22 protein-coding genes, 1 tRNA gene and 1 pseudogene are annotated in these 15,611 nt (G+C 59.4%); 11 read left to right on the plus strand and 13 right to left on the minus strand.

The features are described from left to right. The 4 genes from AC1D08_RS22340 to AC1D08_RS22355 all read right to left on the minus strand — a co-directional run. On the minus strand, nucleotides 1-239 hold a 239-nt coding region (locus tag AC1D08_RS22340; RefSeq protein ID WP_477424039.1), incomplete at its 3' end, for a hypothetical protein. A 558-nt stretch (nucleotides 240-797) separates the two neighbouring features. Continuing rightward, nucleotides 798-1,559, minus strand: a complete 762-nt coding sequence (locus AC1D08_RS22345; protein ID WP_477424041.1) for a membrane-anchored protein — start codon at nucleotides 1,557-1,559, stop codon at nucleotides 798-800. 47 nt (nucleotides 1,560-1,606) lie between these two features. Beyond that, nucleotides 1,607-1,810 (minus strand): hypothetical protein, encoded by a 204-nt coding sequence (locus AC1D08_RS22350; protein ID WP_457155264.1) that lies wholly within the window; start codon nucleotides 1,808-1,810, stop codon nucleotides 1,607-1,609. A 250-nt stretch (nucleotides 1,811-2,060) separates the two neighbouring features. After that, on the minus strand, nucleotides 2,061-2,249 hold the full coding sequence (locus AC1D08_RS22355; protein WP_457155629.1) for a ribosome modulation factor: 189 nt from the start codon (nucleotides 2,247-2,249) through the stop codon (nucleotides 2,061-2,063). Nucleotides 2,250-2,282: 33 nt separating this feature from the next. On the opposite strand from AC1D08_RS22355, the gene AC1D08_RS22360 reads away from it, so the two are divergent. Further along, nucleotides 2,283-2,453 (plus strand): hypothetical protein, encoded by a 171-nt coding sequence (locus AC1D08_RS22360; protein ID WP_457155630.1) that lies wholly within the window; start codon nucleotides 2,283-2,285, stop codon nucleotides 2,451-2,453. 21 nt (nucleotides 2,454-2,474) lie between these two features. Here the strand turns inward: AC1D08_RS22360 and AC1D08_RS22365 are convergent, their stop codons facing one another. The 3 genes and pseudogenes from AC1D08_RS22365 to AC1D08_RS22375 all read right to left on the minus strand — a co-directional run bounded on the left by AC1D08_RS22365 (nucleotide 2,475) and on the right by AC1D08_RS22375 (nucleotide 3,579). Next, complete coding sequence (locus AC1D08_RS22365; RefSeq protein WP_477424043.1) at nucleotides 2,475-2,681, minus strand: hypothetical protein; 207 nt, start codon at nucleotides 2,679-2,681, stop codon at nucleotides 2,475-2,477. 328 nt (nucleotides 2,682-3,009) lie between these two features. Then, nucleotides 3,010-3,186: a hypothetical protein gene (locus tag AC1D08_RS22370; RefSeq protein WP_477424045.1), complete on the minus strand. Its 177-nt coding sequence runs from the start codon at nucleotides 3,184-3,186 to the stop codon at nucleotides 3,010-3,012. Nucleotides 3,187-3,287: 101 nt separating this feature from the next. Continuing rightward, nucleotides 3,288-3,579: pseudogene (locus AC1D08_RS22375) on the minus strand (hypothetical protein). Between the two features lie 440 nt (nucleotides 3,580-4,019). Between AC1D08_RS22375 and AC1D08_RS22380 the strand changes: the two are divergent. From AC1D08_RS22380 to AC1D08_RS22390, 3 genes are all read left to right on the plus strand, one after another. After that, nucleotides 4,020-4,370: a hypothetical protein gene (locus tag AC1D08_RS22380; protein WP_457155373.1), complete on the plus strand. Its 351-nt coding sequence runs from the start codon at nucleotides 4,020-4,022 to the stop codon at nucleotides 4,368-4,370. Nucleotides 4,371-4,989: 619 nt separating this feature from the next. Then, nucleotides 4,990-5,196 (plus strand): hypothetical protein, encoded by a 207-nt coding sequence (locus AC1D08_RS22385; protein ID WP_457155737.1) that lies wholly within the window; start codon nucleotides 4,990-4,992, stop codon nucleotides 5,194-5,196. Nucleotides 5,197-5,228: 32 nt separating this feature from the next. Beyond that, entirely contained in the window at nucleotides 5,229-5,426 is a 198-nt protein-coding gene (locus tag AC1D08_RS22390; protein ID WP_457155736.1) for a hypothetical protein, read from the plus strand. 172 nt (nucleotides 5,427-5,598) lie between these two features. On the opposite strand, the gene AC1D08_RS22395 is transcribed toward AC1D08_RS22390, so the two are convergent. The 3 genes from AC1D08_RS22395 to AC1D08_RS22405 form a co-directional block, all read right to left on the minus strand. Next, the gene (locus tag AC1D08_RS22395; protein ID WP_457155651.1) at nucleotides 5,599-5,862 is read right to left on the minus strand and encodes a hypothetical protein; all 264 of its coding nucleotides are present in this window, start codon (nucleotides 5,860-5,862) and stop codon (nucleotides 5,599-5,601) included. A gap of 113 nt (nucleotides 5,863-5,975) precedes the next feature. Beyond that, entirely contained in the window at nucleotides 5,976-6,173 is a 198-nt protein-coding gene (locus tag AC1D08_RS22400) for a hypothetical protein (RefSeq protein WP_457155650.1), read from the minus strand. Nucleotides 6,174-6,324: 151 nt separating this feature from the next. Continuing rightward, nucleotides 6,325-6,735 carry a hypothetical protein gene (locus AC1D08_RS22405; RefSeq protein WP_477424048.1) on the minus strand — a complete coding sequence of 137 codons (411 nt, stop codon included), beginning with the start codon at nucleotides 6,733-6,735 and terminating at the stop codon, nucleotides 6,325-6,327. Nucleotides 6,736-6,898: 163 nt separating this feature from the next. Here AC1D08_RS22405 and AC1D08_RS22410 point away from each other — a divergent pair, with 163 nt between their 5' ends. The 3 genes from AC1D08_RS22410 (at nucleotide 6,899) to AC1D08_RS22420 (ending at nucleotide 9,064) form a co-directional block, all read left to right on the plus strand. Beyond that, the gene (locus AC1D08_RS22410; protein ID WP_477424050.1) at nucleotides 6,899-7,378 is read left to right on the plus strand and encodes a hypothetical protein; all 480 of its coding nucleotides are present in this window, start codon (nucleotides 6,899-6,901) and stop codon (nucleotides 7,376-7,378) included. 281 nt (nucleotides 7,379-7,659) lie between these two features. Beyond that, complete coding sequence (locus tag AC1D08_RS22415; protein ID WP_457155052.1) at nucleotides 7,660-8,145, plus strand: hypothetical protein; 486 nt, start codon at nucleotides 7,660-7,662, stop codon at nucleotides 8,143-8,145. A gap of 169 nt (nucleotides 8,146-8,314) precedes the next feature. Then, nucleotides 8,315-9,064: a DUF5131 family protein gene (locus tag AC1D08_RS22420; RefSeq protein WP_477424202.1), complete on the plus strand. Its 750-nt coding sequence runs from the start codon at nucleotides 8,315-8,317 to the stop codon at nucleotides 9,062-9,064. Here the strand turns inward: AC1D08_RS22420 and AC1D08_RS22425 are convergent. The 3 genes from AC1D08_RS22425 to AC1D08_RS22435 all read right to left on the minus strand — a co-directional run bounded on the left by AC1D08_RS22425 (nucleotide 9,061) and on the right by AC1D08_RS22435 (nucleotide 11,341). Next, nucleotides 9,061-9,870: a three-Cys-motif partner protein TcmP gene (locus AC1D08_RS22425; RefSeq protein WP_457153785.1), complete on the minus strand. Its 810-nt coding sequence runs from the start codon at nucleotides 9,868-9,870 to the stop codon at nucleotides 9,061-9,063. The two genes, AC1D08_RS22420 and AC1D08_RS22425, sit on opposite strands and share 4 nt — an antisense overlap. A 176-nt stretch (nucleotides 9,871-10,046) precedes the next feature. Beyond that, nucleotides 10,047-10,122 (minus strand) — tRNA-Phe (locus tag AC1D08_RS22430). 325 nt (nucleotides 10,123-10,447) lie between these two features. Continuing rightward, nucleotides 10,448-11,341, minus strand: coding sequence for a helix-turn-helix domain-containing protein (locus tag AC1D08_RS22435; RefSeq protein WP_457153786.1), 894 nt, complete (start codon nucleotides 11,339-11,341; stop codon nucleotides 10,448-10,450). An 85-nt stretch (nucleotides 11,342-11,426) separates the two neighbouring features. Between AC1D08_RS22435 and AC1D08_RS22440 the strand changes: the two genes are divergently transcribed. The 4 genes from AC1D08_RS22440 (at nucleotide 11,427) to AC1D08_RS22455 (ending at nucleotide 15,586) form a co-directional block, all read left to right on the plus strand. Further along, nucleotides 11,427-12,698: an extracellular solute-binding protein gene (locus AC1D08_RS22440; RefSeq protein WP_457153787.1), complete on the plus strand. Its 1,272-nt coding sequence runs from the start codon at nucleotides 11,427-11,429 to the stop codon at nucleotides 12,696-12,698. A gap of 106 nt (nucleotides 12,699-12,804) precedes the next feature. After that, nucleotides 12,805-13,665 (plus strand): carbohydrate ABC transporter permease, encoded by an 861-nt coding sequence (locus AC1D08_RS22445; protein ID WP_184872124.1) that lies wholly within the window; start codon nucleotides 12,805-12,807, stop codon nucleotides 13,663-13,665. Beyond that, complete coding sequence (locus AC1D08_RS22450) at nucleotides 13,662-14,498, plus strand: carbohydrate ABC transporter permease (RefSeq protein WP_095088662.1); 837 nt, start codon at nucleotides 13,662-13,664, stop codon at nucleotides 14,496-14,498. The genes AC1D08_RS22445 and AC1D08_RS22450 overlap by 4 nt, the downstream gene beginning before the upstream one ends. Nucleotides 14,499-14,506: 8 nt before the next feature. After that, entirely contained in the window at nucleotides 14,507-15,586 is a 1,080-nt protein-coding gene (locus AC1D08_RS22455; RefSeq protein ID WP_477424052.1) for an ABC transporter ATP-binding protein, read from the plus strand. The last annotated feature ends 25 nt before the right edge of the window (nucleotides 15,587-15,611 follow it).

Genomic DNA, 15,611 nt, shown 5'->3' on the forward strand with positions numbered 1-15,611 from the left:
TCTATTCCCTGTATAACTACAACGTCTCCAGCAATTGGCATGGTTGTATTTGTCTCAACAAATCCAGCGTTTGTTAGATTCCGTCCGTAATCTTTCGCGTCACCAGTTGGAACCAACGTTATGCCGCCGCTTTCAATTGCCTCCCTTACAGATCTTGCACAATGACCCTTGCCATGACTTCCGCCAGCACCAGCATGTCCTCGCGCAAAGGAAATAGCCCTATTTTTATCCCAAGGCATAATAATGCTCCCGGCGTGAGCGGCATGAGCCTAGGGCAATTTACCCCAATACCGGCCCCTTGAAAATCGGACACCGCGCAGGGCGGCGGCCTTCGCTTATCGCCGCCGCGCTGAGCGTCATCCCTCGTTTGTAGTTCGCAACCAACCCCACCGCCGCTCGTTGACCTTATGCTGGTTGATCCCAGCACTCCATAAACTTGCCCGCTGCTGAAAGGTGGCGGGCTTTTTTTGGTTGGAACGGTTTGTTTTTCGGCTCGTTTTTTCAGCGCATCCGTGACGCGGGTGCACGAAAGTTGTTTCGACATCTTTCGGGGCCTGCTATGGCTTCCTCCGTGGCGGGTCTTTTGCGTTCCTACGGCCGGGTTGCTAAGCCGCGTCTAATCAACGAGCACGATGAACGGTCTGTGCTTCGGTCGTTCGTGCCAAATGACCTGTCGCAGATCGCGCGCATGTCGACCATCTGGCCGCAGATTGGACAGGGATAGAAATTGTCCTGATCGTCGGAATGGCCGCCCCCGTGCTTACCAGGAATAGGCGGTCCAAGGTCGGATAGCTTCGTCATCTCGCTCGAACATCCTGTTGCGGTAAAGGTTCCGATCGGCCGCCGGCGCCCTGCCACAGCGGCAGCCCGGTCGATACCGCGACTTCAAGATCGGCCGTGAAGAGATTGGCGCCACGGCCGCGTAGCTTCAGCAAGATCGAGCTGTCCATGTCGCTATGAAGCCTCCTCAAGCCGAGCTCGTTGTAGACATGGCCGGTCGAGCCGGGATTGATGCCCGATATGACGACAGTCGACGCGCCGCTGTTGAATGCATAGAGCACAGCGGTGATGCCGTTCGAAAACTTCCGTGCATTGTCCAACTCGCTGTGGCGCGCGCCCATGACCGCCTCGTGCAGGGCAATGCGCTGGTACGTGCTAACCATCCGGAGCTGGTCGTAGCGATAGTTAAATGCCGCGAGGCCATCGCGTAGGCGCTGCTCTCCGAACGGCCAGCGCATCACATACAAGATGCCGGTCTCTTCGCCGTTGAGAACGCGCCGTACGGCTACGGCATTGTCGTTCGTGCCGTCGACTTGGTTGAAATGGAGAAAGGTCGCGTCAGGTTTGGCGATGCCCCATTTCCTCGCCACCGACTGGGAACCGTTGACGGTGAGAACCGAAAAATTCTCGTCGAATCCCTTGGGCAGGTTAGATCCAGGGGCGGAGCCGACGACGAGCACTGGCCCGATGAACCGGGTCGGATGACGCGGGGGCTTGGGGCGGGAAAACCTGTAGACGAGTGCTTCCTTGATCGTTCGTCTGATCTTGGAGTAGCTCATCGGAAGTCGTCACCGCTTGCCGAGTGGGTAGTGGGTCAGTTTGAAATCTAGTGGTGGTTCGGCTCTAGCTTTGACCGGACTTTATGAATAGCGCTCGCGATGGCGTCGGCTGATTCAAGGTCCAGCGCAATATCTAACAGACCTTCGGTTGTGTGAATTGAGAGAACGCCAATCACACCCACATCGTCCGTAATGGTGCCGACGTGGATTTCAGTCGGTACGAAGGGCCGCGCCTTTCCCTTGCGTTGCATTTACTCACCTGTACACCCCTCGCGGCGACAGTCGAGCAACACCGTGGCACATTCAAGCTGTCCTTTGGGTCACGTAACGTGCGGGAAGCGTTCTTAGGTTAGCGAGTGCCAAAAGCCTTACCTATTCGCCTATTTCGGCAGCGCGCTTCTTGTAGGGACCGCGCTGCCCGGCTTCGGCGCAACGGCGTCCATCTTCTCGCAAATGCGCATGACGGCATTGCCGATCGCATCGGCGGGGCGCTTCTGGCCTTTAGGTCCGGTTGGCATGTTGTTCCTTGTCTATCTCGGCGGCATCAACCCAGCCGCGTCGCCATGCCTTGCCCGCTTCTGTTCGCGCTGGGTAGGGGCAGTTGGCGAGATCGATCCCAGCACAATACGCGTCAACGCCTTCCGTCTCTGCGGCGTCGATTGTTGGGAAGGGTATCAGTTCCGGTTCCATGCTTTCCGCTAAGCTATAGGAGGCCGGGCCGATATGGGAAATGCATATTGCATCCCGTCAAATTTCAAACTGAGACTCTTCCGAGAAGCGCATTGGCGGACGGTGCTCACCACCAAGGACAAGGCCAAGGCGCTAGCCTGGGCAAGGGAGATCGGCGACAAGGTGCGGATCGAGGAGATCACGCCGAGGCCGAAGAGGCGCTAGCGCAATAGCATGCCTTCCGGATCATTGGACTGTCGGCTTCGGTATGAACTTGGGCGATTGTAGATCGTGGCCCAACTTTGTTGCCTGAGCGGGTCTAAGGATGACCGGGACAACATCGCCTTCGGTCGGGAACAGTAGTAGAACGACGCCTCCGACTGCTTCACTCATGGCCACCTCCCACTTGTCGATGGCAATTGCTTGCTTCTCGCTGTTGATCTCGGCTGCCATTGCATAGCCCCCTATCTTTATTTCCCCGAGGGCAGCATCGCGCAACCTGCGCGCGAAGGCAAGCTTTGCCACCGCAAGGGCGTACTTGACGATTTCAGCAGGATGAAGAAGGCCGGCGCCTAGGGGGAGGTTGCCTGAAGGCGCCGGCCAAGCGGAAAAAGTCCGCCGCGGTGTGAGGGTAGCTGAGTCTTGACGCAACGTCATGCCTGTAAGATCAAAGGCCCGCTGCCTGCGGACGAGCGGGCAGCGGGTACGGCCCCCAACGCTGGGCAGCACCATCCCATGAAAGATGACCGCCTAGGCGGCTATCTGGCCTTTTCCTTGCGGACTATGGAAGCTTCGGCTCGTGAGCTTCCCGGATGAGCTTGGCGGCTTCGTCTATGGTGATGCCGACCTTGCGGGCATAGTAGGCGGCTTCCGCTTCAAGCGCGCCCTCTAACTCTAATGGCGCATCAATCGCCTGATTGGCCTTCTGTTTCGCCTTCTTGCCCATGAGGCGAATCATAGCACATTCCGCTAGATAGCTCTATTCAGGCCCCTCGAAATCCTGCGGCCTTTGCTTTCATGTGCTGGAGGTCTCGCCTCCGCCTTTCGCGCTTCTTTAGGCTAAGCGCTCCCGTCGGTTTCGCTTTCCTCATCGATCATCCGGACCGGAAGATAGGCGTTTGTTTCCAGCCACTCCCCGCAGCACGATCTGAATGAGATCCGACCGGCCTACCTTCATCTCGGCGGCGATGGAATTCAATGCGTCTTCCGTCTCCGGTTGCAATGGGACGCCGGCTACATTCCTGAGCATCAAGGCAGCGCGCCGAAGGATGATCTGCAGATCCGCCCGCGACATGTCCGCGATGCGGTCGGCGGCGCTCTCAAGCTCTTCAGCGATGGATGCTCGGGTCATGGCCCTACCTTTGCCATACAAGGCGGCCGCCTGCCAAATTTATGGTAGTGGGTCGGTTTGATATTTTGTCGATGTGAATCAATCTGCGATGCCAACTTAGAAGCAGGCCAACCGCCTCTTGACCTTGGACTTAGCGCCTGGTGGCCCTGGGCGGGGGTGTCCATAGTCACTGCCTGCCCTAAACGCCGACCGCGGGGCTGGTCCGTTCGCACTGTATTGATTTTTAGGAAGGGGGGATGTTGGGAAAATCGGCCTCAACGCCATGCGCGGCAAGGTGTTGGGCGTCAAAATTTACCGACTCTGTCACAGACATAGGCAATACCGGCCTGCCTTTGCCGGTCTGACGGTCCGTGACGGTCTCAGTCATGCGCTTGCCATTTGTCATCAGTTGCCTAGTGCCTTCCGATGGTGCGATTGTTTGCGCGAACGGCGGAGGGTGCATGGAAACGAAGAAAGCAATGGGCCGGCAAGGATGGTGGTTTGCTGAGGTGGACGGCAAGGCCTTGGCCTGCGCACACAAATACTGGCTAAAGGGAAGGACTTATCACGATCCGTTCGAGCGCCATAAAGGCAAGGACAACCAATCCAGGATCGACGAGGCCGTGAATGCGATCAAAGACACGAAGAAGGTCGTTTTGACAAGCGACAAAGCCACAGTCGACCCAAACGGAATCGTTACAGCCTTTGAGCGAACGGGCTACATCGCGGTTTTCGAGGTCGCTGACATTTCATACTCAGTCGACGATGGGCTCAGATTCCGCTTGGCTGAGCGGCTTTGCCACTTGGAATAGCGGCTGTCAGCGTCGGCCGATTGGCAGCCGATGCCTGCCGGTTTTCGACGTGATGCTCTACAGGCTTGGTTGCGGTGGCATGCGGCCACAGGCAAGCGCCAGGACGTGCGGGGGCCTTCGACGGTCTAGGACAGCGGCCAGACAGAACGCGCGCTGGCGGGGCTAGGCAGCGTCCGGCGCTTCGCCAAATTTAGCCTTCAGCTTTGCGATCGCGTGGACGTCTTTCGTTTCCCATATGATTGTGCGCGTGTGGTCCGCCGTCGAATAGACGGACGACAGGTAATCGCGGACTTTCACGGTCTGAACTGCATCATCTGGCCGCGGATGTTCGGTAAAATTGAAGTCCGTCTTCTCCGATCACCCAGCCTTTTGGGGTGAGGTGGTATTCGGTCCATTCGTTGCTTGCCGACATTTTCAAAACTCCGGGGAAATGGAAAGTGAAGAGGCGCTAAGGCGAAAGGAAACCATCGCCCTGTGCGCCGTCATGCGCAAGCGGGCTTGCAAGTGCCATCGGGTTCAGGATTATATTCCTCTGTTGCGGCGACCCCCCTTCAACGGAGATCGCCATGTCCAAGACCCTCGCCGATACCCTGGCCGCTCGCGAAACGATGTACGTCAATTGCGAGCACCCTATGTGCTGGCGCTGATAGACAAGCTCGGCCCCGATCACGGTTCGATGCATTGGGATCTGGTTGGCCGCTTCGGCTGCTCGGATTGTAAGGCTGCAGGGCGCGACCCCCGGTCGGTGTTTTTCACCGTCGTTCCTGACTATAAGGGCATCCAGGCGAAGAGCAATCGCGACTGGAAACCGCCTTTCGAACGATAGACGCCGCCGACAGGCAGAGCTACATTTTAGCGATGCCTCATGAGCCTGTAACAACCTATGTGGTCAGCGTGTTCGAGAAGCCGCATTGGCGCACCGTGCTGACGACCAAGGACAAAGACAAGGCCTTGGCTATGGCCAAGGAGATCGGCGACAAGGTGCGGGTCGAGGAGATCACGCCGAAGGCACTGACAGCTTTAGCCTGCCAATGCATGCCCTATGGCGATGCCTAGGCCGATAGCGAGGCCGCCAGCAAGCTTATAGGCAGATCGAGGGCCGAAGCGCCGGATCGGGCTCCACACGTCCCAGTGAGGCGCTCTGAGGGCAGACGAAAGGTCATCGACCGTGTCCATACCCTCACCATAGATCGAAACCGCGATTCTGTGAATCCCCACCTTCATGGCGTTATCGCACCAGTAGATTGTAGCTCGGTTCCTCACAGTGATAGACGCGGCATTGGCCGTCGCGGGTTGGAACGGCGGCGGACATCGGCACGTCGGGCCAGTCGCACTCATTGCCGAACTGGCGCACATAGCGGTCATATGTGTTGGGGCCGGTGGTCAGCACCACGGCGTGCCGGCTCTGGATCAACTGCTGAAGCTGCTCGCAGCTCATCGTGCGCGTGTCGGGCCGAGCCTCGGCGACGCTCGTGGCACAACAAACTGCCATCCCGGCAAGAAAGGCGATCGACGGACTTTTCGTGGCCAACACAACGGAACTCCCGATCATGGTCCGCAGCATCGCGCGCAAGCTTCGTTCCCGCAAGGGCGCGCTTGACGATTTCAGAAGCGACGACTCGGCCGAAGTGACAGCACAAATCCTACGACCAGACCGACAACGAAGCCCAGCGGCCCGGTTATGAAGATGCCGAGCAGTGGACCCTGGTTTGCTTCAGGCGTGAAGATCACCGGCCCGACAAACCCGCCGACGAATCCGATGATGCCGAGGATCACGCCCCAGCGAAACATGGTGGCGATCATGAAGGGCTCTTCCTCAACCTCACCCCGGCGCCGCCGCCATTCTCGGGGATGAACTCGACCCCGCCGGCAAAATCTCTAACCAACCTCCCGTCGACGGCCTATTGGCCCGCTGCCTCTGGTGGCGGGCTTTTCAATTTCGGGCTTCGCCAATTCAGCGTGTGGCTGCCGATAGCGCAGACGCCGAGCGTACGCTTGCACTTGAGAAAACCACGAAGGCGAATAGCAGCACCGCCGCAGCCACGATCAGCGAGCCGACGGCAACGACCGGTTCGATTGCCGTATAGCCTTCATGCAGCATCAGATACAAAGCAGGCAGCATGATCACAAGCCCGACGTTATATAGGCCGTAGTGGATCATCGCGATTTTCCGCTCGGCCTTTGCCGGGTTAAGGGCGTAGTAGCCACCGAAGATTGCACTTGTAACCCATCCGAGAAGATTGATGTGCGCATGCGCCGGAAAGGCACTGTGGTCGCCCGAAATCGCCATCTGCAAGCCGGCACCAATCCCCAGGATGAGCCACACAACTGCCGTCTTAAAGAAGAGATCCGAAACCTTAGGCATGACACTTCCTCCCCGTAATGCCGATTTTCAACGGGGGTGATATTAGGGTTCCCTAAAAAAGCAATGCAATCAAAATCAAAGACCATCCACAGGCCCCTACTGCGCCTTACCGCTGAATAGGTACCCGCTGCTCCGGTGGCGGGCTTTTCAATTTGCCCAGCCCTTGGCCCACTTCACCCGTGCCGCAGCGAATTCCATCTCAAGCGACGCTTTCGGCTTCTGCAGCTTCACGGCCACACAATGTTTGCTGGCGGCATCCCAGGAACTGCCGGTCATGCAGACTGGGCGCTTGGGCGAGCAGGACTTTCCGGCCAACGTGGACTTCAAGCTGCGCGTGCACACGCAGGCCCCTTTTTCCCAACCCCAATTCTCCGGGCAGCTCACGCAGCGCCGAGTTTTCGGATCGACGAACTGCCCCGCCCCACAGGAGCAGGCCGAGCGCTTGGCATCCCACGAGGCGCCCACTGCACAAGAGACGCAAGTTTTCCTCTTCGGATTCCAGTATTTCCCCTCTGGGCATGCTCCGCTCTCACCGGTGGGCTTGCTGGGCTGCGCCGGCGATGGCGGCAACGCCTTCGCCGGTGCAGTCTTCTGTGGCTCCGCCGGCTGCTGGCCCGGACAAGTGAGCTTTTGGTCGCATTGAAGCGTGCACCCGACCACACCACGAGACCGATTGACCGGAGTGTCCGGGTATTCGAAGGGACAGGGCATCTGCTGTGCGCTTGCGGTCCATCCGAACAGCATCATCAAACTGGCGAGAAGAAGATGGCGTCTCATAGTTCGGATAGTAGTGATTGTTCGCCGAATTGAAAACGGTCAACCGCGTGATGCCCGCTGCCTCACGGTAGGGGCCCTAGCCGTACAAATGCAGATTATTGACAGACATGCATATATCTGAAATGTATACGTACATTGGAGGCAAGAATGGCAAAGATGAGCATATACGTTTCGGACGAACTGAAAGAGCGCATGGATGGAAGGCCAAACGACAACTGGTCGAGCATCGCTCAGCGCGCTTTCGAATTGCAGATCAACTCAACCCTTAAGGAAGGCACTGACATGACTGAAGTGATCGAGAGGCTTCGCGCCTCCAAGGCCAAGCTCGAAGAGCGGGAGCGGCCTCAGTGGACTAAGGATGGAAGGGAATGGGCAGCCGGTCACGCTGAGATCGACGAACTGACCCGCGTGTGCGAGATCGACGTCGACGCATATGACGATGCTGACGATTTGCTGCTCGTGCTGTGCGCTGCCTATAATGACGACCCGAATCCGGATCGCGACCAGGTTGCCGACATCTGCGAACAGCTCACGGGCTCGCCGAAGAAGCGCCCGACCAGGAACCAGCTCGCCTGGTACATCGAAGGCGCGCAGCAGGTTTGGGAAGAGGTCAAAGATGAGGTGTTCAAATAGCCTTCCGGCTCCTACGGCTTGAGTAAAGTAAGGCCCGCTGCCTCACGGTGGCGGGCTTTTCCCTTTTACTGGATGCTCAGTTCCTAAATCGCGCGAAGTGGCACCTTTTTGTGTAGCTATGCTATTGATTCTTGATGATATTTTAAGGATTGATGCTATCATACCGCGTATGGCCGAGACTTCAATCGAATGGACTGACGCAACGTGGAACCCTGTCGCGGGGTGCACGATTCTGACTTCCGGTTGTACAAATTGCTATGCGATGCGAATGGCTGCCCGCCTTGAAGCAATGGGCACGGAGAAGTACCAGGGCCTGACGCGCAAGACCGGCGGTCGCGCCAAATGGACTGGCAAGGTGGTGACCGATCCGAAATCGCTTGCGATCCCGGCTACTTGGTCAAAGCCGCGACGGGTGTTCGTCAACTCGATGTCCGACCTCTTTCATGTCGACGTACCGGCGGACTTCATACGCCAGGTCTGGACCGTTATGGAAGGAACGCCGCGGCACACATACCAGATCCTGACCAAGCGGCCGGAGGTTATGGCGAGCGTCCTGACGCGGGGAGACTTCCCGGTGCTTTCGAACGTTTGGCTTGGAACTAGTGTCGAGGACAGTCGCGTGCTCGATCGTCTCGACGATTTGCGCCGCGTGCCAGCGGCAATCCGCTTTGTCTCGCTCGAGCCGCTTATCAGTTCCGTCGCTGGCGCCAACCTGACCGATATCGATTGGGCGATAGTCGGTGGCGAATCGGGACCAGGCGCCCGCGAAATGGATCCGCGCTGGGTCGACGAGATTGAGACCATGTGCCGGCGCAGCGGAACGGCGTTCTTCTTCAAGCAATGGGGTGGTCGCAACAAGAAGGCGACAGGTCGAACGCTGAATGGCCGCACCTACGATGAGATGCCGGCGGCGATCTAGAATAACTGGCCCTGGCCGTTGTCGGTCGCGGCCTTCCAGAAGGCAAGAGCAAGATCGTGCCGGGCGGCCAGCGTCAACCAATAGAGATGCTGGCCGCGACTTCCTGTGATCAACTGCATGTCGGTCGACGCCGCCATTCCGAGCTTGACCACCTTGATCTTCCACAGATCAAAGACAGCACGCCGAACGTGCGTGAACGGCTGGTTGACATCGACCGATGACCGCCATCCGGGGACGAATTTGTCGAAGGCCGATTTCTGCGCTCGAACATTCAGCCCGGTATTCCTCTGCAAATCCATCTTGCTGATGTGGACCATCATATCGATGCGCTTCCGCTTCGATAGCGTCTCAATCACCGAGAAATCGAACGCGGCGAGGTTGTAAGGGTCGATAAAGGCAAAGTGCAGCCCATAGGGGTCAAGCTTTGCCCGGATCGCCTTTGCGGTGTCCACCGCTTCCCCGTGAAAAGCTTCTACCGGCGCCTTAAGTCGCGTCAGCCGCGCCATTGCCAGATCAAGTCGGGCAGCATCGGAATCGGCGATGAAAACGGAACTGAAAGGCGTTTTCGATCGAAGGCTTTCATTCCAGGCCGCGACGCAACCTCCCTCGATAAACTCACCGCTGCGGCGAATCTTGGCGCGTCCAGGCCCGCAAAACAGGTCGATGTAGGTAGCGCCAGCTTTTCCAGGACCGACCCACTTCGCCCTTACCCCGCGGGAGATCGAGACATATTTGCAGAGGAGGGCAATCTTATCCTTCGACCATGCCCCAACGTCTTCGACCAGCATCCCGTCGTCGCCGTCCACCAGGTTCCCCACACACTACCCCTCCCATGTCGCATCCCATGTCGCGTGGACCTGCCGATAGTCGCAGGAAACCCTTGGAAATCAACGGTAGTGGATTGCAACATGACTGCGACATAGATGAGCAGCATTCCCTCATTTGAAGGACCGTAAGCCGATGAATTTATTGAGGAAAGAGATGGTGCCCAGAGGCGGATTCGAACCACCGACACGCGGATTTTCAGTCCGCTGCTCTACCAACTGAGCTATCTGGGCCTGTTCCGGCAAACGAAATCTCATACACCGGATCTCATGAAGCGCCATGGGCGCCCCTTGAAAGCGCGTGGGTTATAGCACGGGAATCCGGCCTGTCCAGCGCCCAGATGGCGATTTCAGACAGGAATGAGACGCCGTGCAGTGGCCCGGTTCCGGTACCGAGGCGATGGCCGGAACGGCGTGCGGCGCGGTCCCATTTCGGCCGGCGGCGCCCTTGTGCGCGTTGCCGTCGCGGACCGCAACGGCGCGACCCGTCTTTCAGCCGACGATCAAGATACGACAATGCATTTGCAGCGCCGGGCAAGCACCGCCTGATCGCCGGGTTCTATCTGGCGCCGGACACCCCTCTGCGAAAATCGGAGGGCGACATACCGGCCAGCTTGCGGAACGATTTGTTGAAGGCGCTGAGCGAGCCGAAGCCGGAATCCATGGCGACGCGGAGCACATTGGCGTCCTGGTGCATCAAAAGCGCCTGCGCGTAGCTCAGCCGCAAAAGGTTGACATACTCGTTGAGCGTCATGCCCGTCGATTTCTTGAACAGGCTCATGGCGTATTTGGGATGGATGTCGGCTGCCGCCGCGATGTTCACGCAATCGATGTCGTAGAGGAAGTTCTCGGCGATGAAATCGCACATGCGCCCGACGTTGCGCGACGACTGCTGGTCGAAGGCGCTGCCCGTTTCCTGGCCGATCGGGGTTGCGGATACGAGCCGGTAGGGCTCGAACCGCACCCGCTCCAGCCGCAGCAGCAATTCGTTGACGGCGTGTTCCGCCTTGGCCTGGTCGCCGGACCGGGCGTAGCGGTTCCAGCGCTCGAAATTATGGTTGTCGGAGGGGTCGGTGGCACTCGTCACCAGTGTGGCACCCGTCATCAGCCGGTGCCGGATGTCCGTGGGCAGGTGCAGCCGGAAAAAATGCACCAGCGGCAGATGCGCTCCGGCATAGACGGCGTCGTCGGACAAATCGTCCATCTGGTGCGGCAGGCCACCCCAGAACAGGCACATCTCGCCGGCAGACAGCGAAATCTCGTGGTCGTTCATGCGGTAATGCACGCTGCCGCGCACGATGAAATTCACTTCGACCTGGGCATGCCAATGCGGTTTGAGCATCACCAGAGGACTGGTGTGAAACATTTGCAGCAGCAGCGGCAAGCCTTCCACGCTGCTGGCACCAGGCTGGTAAAACGGTCGTTCCGGCATCTTACTTTCCGCCAATTTCATATTCCCTTTGACGGCGACAGCCCCTGCCCACTGCATAGTCTAGCCACGCTCACAGTGAGAGAGCAAATGGAATGGGAGGATTTCAATGCGCATCACAATGACCTGCGCCGCGCTCGCGCTCGCCCTGGGCTCTGCCCCGGCCTTTGCGCAATCCGGCGAAATCACGATCTGGAGCTGGAATGTCGCGGCTTCATCGCTGAAGGCGACCGTCGCCGGCTTCAACAAGCAATTTCCCGACGTCAAGGTGACGGTCCAGGATCTCGGCAACCAGCCGACCTACGACAAGTCGATCGCCGGCTGCGCCGCCGGCGGCGTCGGCCTGCCTGACATCGTCACCATCGAAAACGGCGAGGCCGAGAACTACTGGAGCCAGTTCCCCGACTGCTTCGTCGACCTGCATACGCTGGGCTATACCGCCGAGGATCAGAAGAAATTCCCCGACTTCAAGCGCACCGAGCTCGAAGTCGGCGACAAGGCCTATGCAATGCCGTGGGATTCGGGTCCTGTGGCGGCCTTTTACCGCCGCGACTTCTACGAGAAGGCCGGCGTCGATCCGGCATCGATCAAGACCTGGGACGATTTCATCGCCGCCGGCAAGAAGATCCAGGCCGCCAACCCGGGCGTCTCGATGACCAATGCGGATTTCAACGGCGACAGCGAATTCTTCCGCATGATTTCCAACGAGCAGGGCTGCGCCTATTTCGCCGAGGACGGCCAGTCGATCACGATCAACCAGCCCAAATGCGTCGATGCCATGACCAAGGTCAAGGAGATGAAGGACGCCGGCATCGTCTCCTCCGCCGACTGGGGCACCAAGATCACCAACAACACCGCCGGCACCGTCGCCACCCAGGTCTATGGCGGCTGGTACGAAGGCACCATTCGCACCGAATCAGCCGGCGAAAACGGCAAATGGGGTGTCTACCTGATGCCGAGCCTCACCGCCGACGGCCCGCGCGCTGCCAATCTCGGCGGCTCCTCGCTGGCCATCACCTCGGCGTCCAAGAACAAGGAGGCCGCCTACGCCTATCTGAAATACACGCTCGGAACCAATGAAGGCCAGATCACCATGCTGAAGGACTTCGGCCTGGTGCCCTCGCTGGTGTCGGCGCTCAATGACCCCTATGTCGCGCAAGGCCTACCCTACTGGGGCGGCCAGGCGGTGTGGAAGGACATCCTCGGCACCTTGCCCAAGGTTGTTCCGAGCCGCGGCACGCAATTCCAGAGCGACGCCGAAATCATCGTCCGCGCCGTGCAGACCAAATATCTGGCCGGCGGCTACCCCGACGCCAAGGCAGCGCTCGACGATGCCGCAAGCCAGATCGCCGCGGCGACCGGACTGCCCGTCAAATCTTGATCTGGACCGAGACGGTCCCGGGCGGCATTGATGCTGTCCGGGGCCGAACGCGCCACGTGTCTCGGCACGGGCGCGCCACCCCCTTGAACGCGGAAAGGAGGCTACAATGCGCTATCAGAATGCCACGGCTTATCGCTTCCTCGCGCCCTATCTGCTGATCTTTGCAATCTTCTGGGTGTGGCCGATCATCGATTCCTTCATGATCTCCTTCCAGGCGACACGTACCGTGCCATGGCGGTTCGCGCCCACCTTCAACTGGGGCCGGTTGATCGGCGACCCCGCCTTCTTCAACGCCCTGAAGAACACGCTGCTCATCCTCGTCATCCAGGTGCCGGTGATGATCACGCTGGCGCTGGTGATGGCGGTGCTATTGAACTCGCCGCTGCTCAAGGCACGCGGCCTGTATCGCTTTGCTTTCTTCGCCCCGGTCGTGGTCGGCGAAGTTGCCTACTCGGCGGTCTTCCGGCTGATGTTCAACCTCAATTTCGGCATCATCAACAAGCTCTTGAACAGCGTCGGCCTGCCCAGCGTCGACTGGTTTTCCAACGTCACGCCGGCGATGGCGCTGATCATGATCGCGGTCACCTGGCGCTGGGCCGGCTACAACGCCATCATCCTGCTCGCCGGCATGCAGTCCATACCCGAAGATGTCTACGAGGCGGCGACGCTCGACCGCGTCAGCAAGCTCAAGCAGTTCTTCTTCATCACTCTGCCGCTCTTGAAGCCGGTCATCGTTTTCTGCCTTGTGCTGTCGATCATCGGCACCATGCAGCTGTTCACTGAGCCCTTCCTGATCACCGAGCGCGGCGGACCCGGCGGCGGCACCGAGACGCTTGGCCTGTTGCTTTACCGCCAGGGTTTTCGGTCGCTCAACTTCGGCTACGCGTCGGCCGTCGCCTACACCATGGCCGGGCTGGCGATCGCGATCACGCTGGTGCAGCTGTGGCTGACGAGGGAACCGAAATGAGTTCCCTCTCCTCCGCAAGGCTGGGACGCAGCATAGCGCTGCATCTGTTCCTGACGCCGCTGGCGCTGATCTGGCTGTTTCCGCTGTGGATGATGGTGGTGTTCTCGACCATGCCGGACAACGGCATCTTCAGCCCCGGCATCGAGCTTTTGCCGCATGGCAATTTCATGGACAATTTCAACAATCTGCAGCGTGACACCGACTTTGTCGGCGCCATCGGCATTTCGGTCTCCGTGGCGGTGACCTACACGTTCCTGTCGGTGCTGCTGACGTCGATGGCCGGCTGGGCGCTGGCCCGCTACAGGTTCGTCGGCAAGGGCGTGGTTGTCGCCATCATCCTCGGCACCATCACGCTGCCCTATGCGGTGGTGCTGATCCCGCAATTCATCATGGTTGCGCGCGATTTCAAGCTTGCCAACACCTGGGTGGCCCTGATCGTGCCGCCGCTGTTCAATTCGCTCGGTGTGCTGTTCATGCGGCAGAGCTTCTCGATGATGCCGGACGACCTTTTCGATGCGGCGCGCGTCGAGGGGGTGAAGGAATGGCGCATCTTCCTCTTCGTCGCACTGCCCCTGGCGCGGCCGATGCTGGCGGCGCTCGCCATCATCCTGTTCCTCGCCTCCTGGAACAACTATTTGTGGCCGCTCCTGATCAACAGCCAGCCCGGTTCGATGACGGCGCCGGTGGCGCTCGGCACGCTGATCGGCCTGACCAAGGTGTCGTGGGGCGGCATCATGGCGGGCGCGGTGATGCTGACGGTGCCGATGCTTGTCGTCTTCGTGCTTCTGCAGCGCCATTTCATCGCCGGCATCGCCGCCGGCGCGATCAAGTAAGGGACAGCATGGCGACAGTCACGCTCAACAATGTCATCAAGCGCTTCGGCGTCTTCGAGGTCGTCCATGGCGCCAACATCGACGTCAAGGATGGCGAGTTCGTCGTCTTCGTCGGCCCCTCCGGCTGTGGAAAATCGACGCTGCTCAGGATGATCGCCGGGCTCGAGGACATCAGCGGCGGCGAGATCGCCATCGGCGGCAAGCTCGTCAACGATGTCGAGCCGGCCGACCGCGGCATCGCCATGGTCTTCCAGTCCTACGCGCTCTATCCGCACATGAGCGTCGAACAGAATCTGAGTTTCGGGCTCAGGATGACCGGCAATCCGAAGGCCGACACCGACCGGCGCGTCAAGCGAGCCGCCGAAATCCTGCGCATAAATGAACTGATGAACCGGCGTCCCAAGCAATTGTCGGGCGGCCAGCGCCAGCGCGTCGCCATTGGCCGCGCCATCGTGCGCGAACCGCAGGTGTTCCTGTTCGACGAGCCGCTTTCCAATCTCGACGCCGAATTGCGTGTCCAGATGCGGGTCGAGATATCGCGCCTGCACAAGGAACTCGGCACCACCATGATCTATGTCACGCACGACCAGACCGAGGCGATGACACTCGCCGACAGGATCGTCGTGATGCGCGCCGGCCATATCGAGCAGATCGGCCGGCCGCTCGATCTTTATGACAATCCCGACAATCAGTTCGTGGCGGGTTTTGTCGGCTCGCCGAAGATGAACTTCATCAGCGGCCGCATTGTCGGGCGCGATGCACATGGTGTTGTGGTCGAACTGGCCGGTCAGGAGAAGACCCGTATCGCGCAACCGCTGACGAGCGCTGTACCTGAAGCAGGGAGCAAGGTCATGGTCGGGGTGCGTCCCGAACATTTCGGCAGCGCCGGAGAGGGCGACACCGACCTTGTGGTGCGCATCGACGTGGTCGAGCACCTGGGCGGCACAAGTTTTCTCTATGCCAGAACGGCGAACGGTGACGACGTGGTGATCCAGCGCGACGCGGCAAACGTTCCCGATGCGTCCGAGATCACCGTTTCCATCCGCAAATCCTACCTGTTCGATGAAAAAGGGCTGCGGCTGCGCTGACGGCCGCCGGTTCCAGCCTTCAAGG

The sequence above is a fragment of the Mesorhizobium sp. P2_E6 genome (assembly GCF_056403835.1).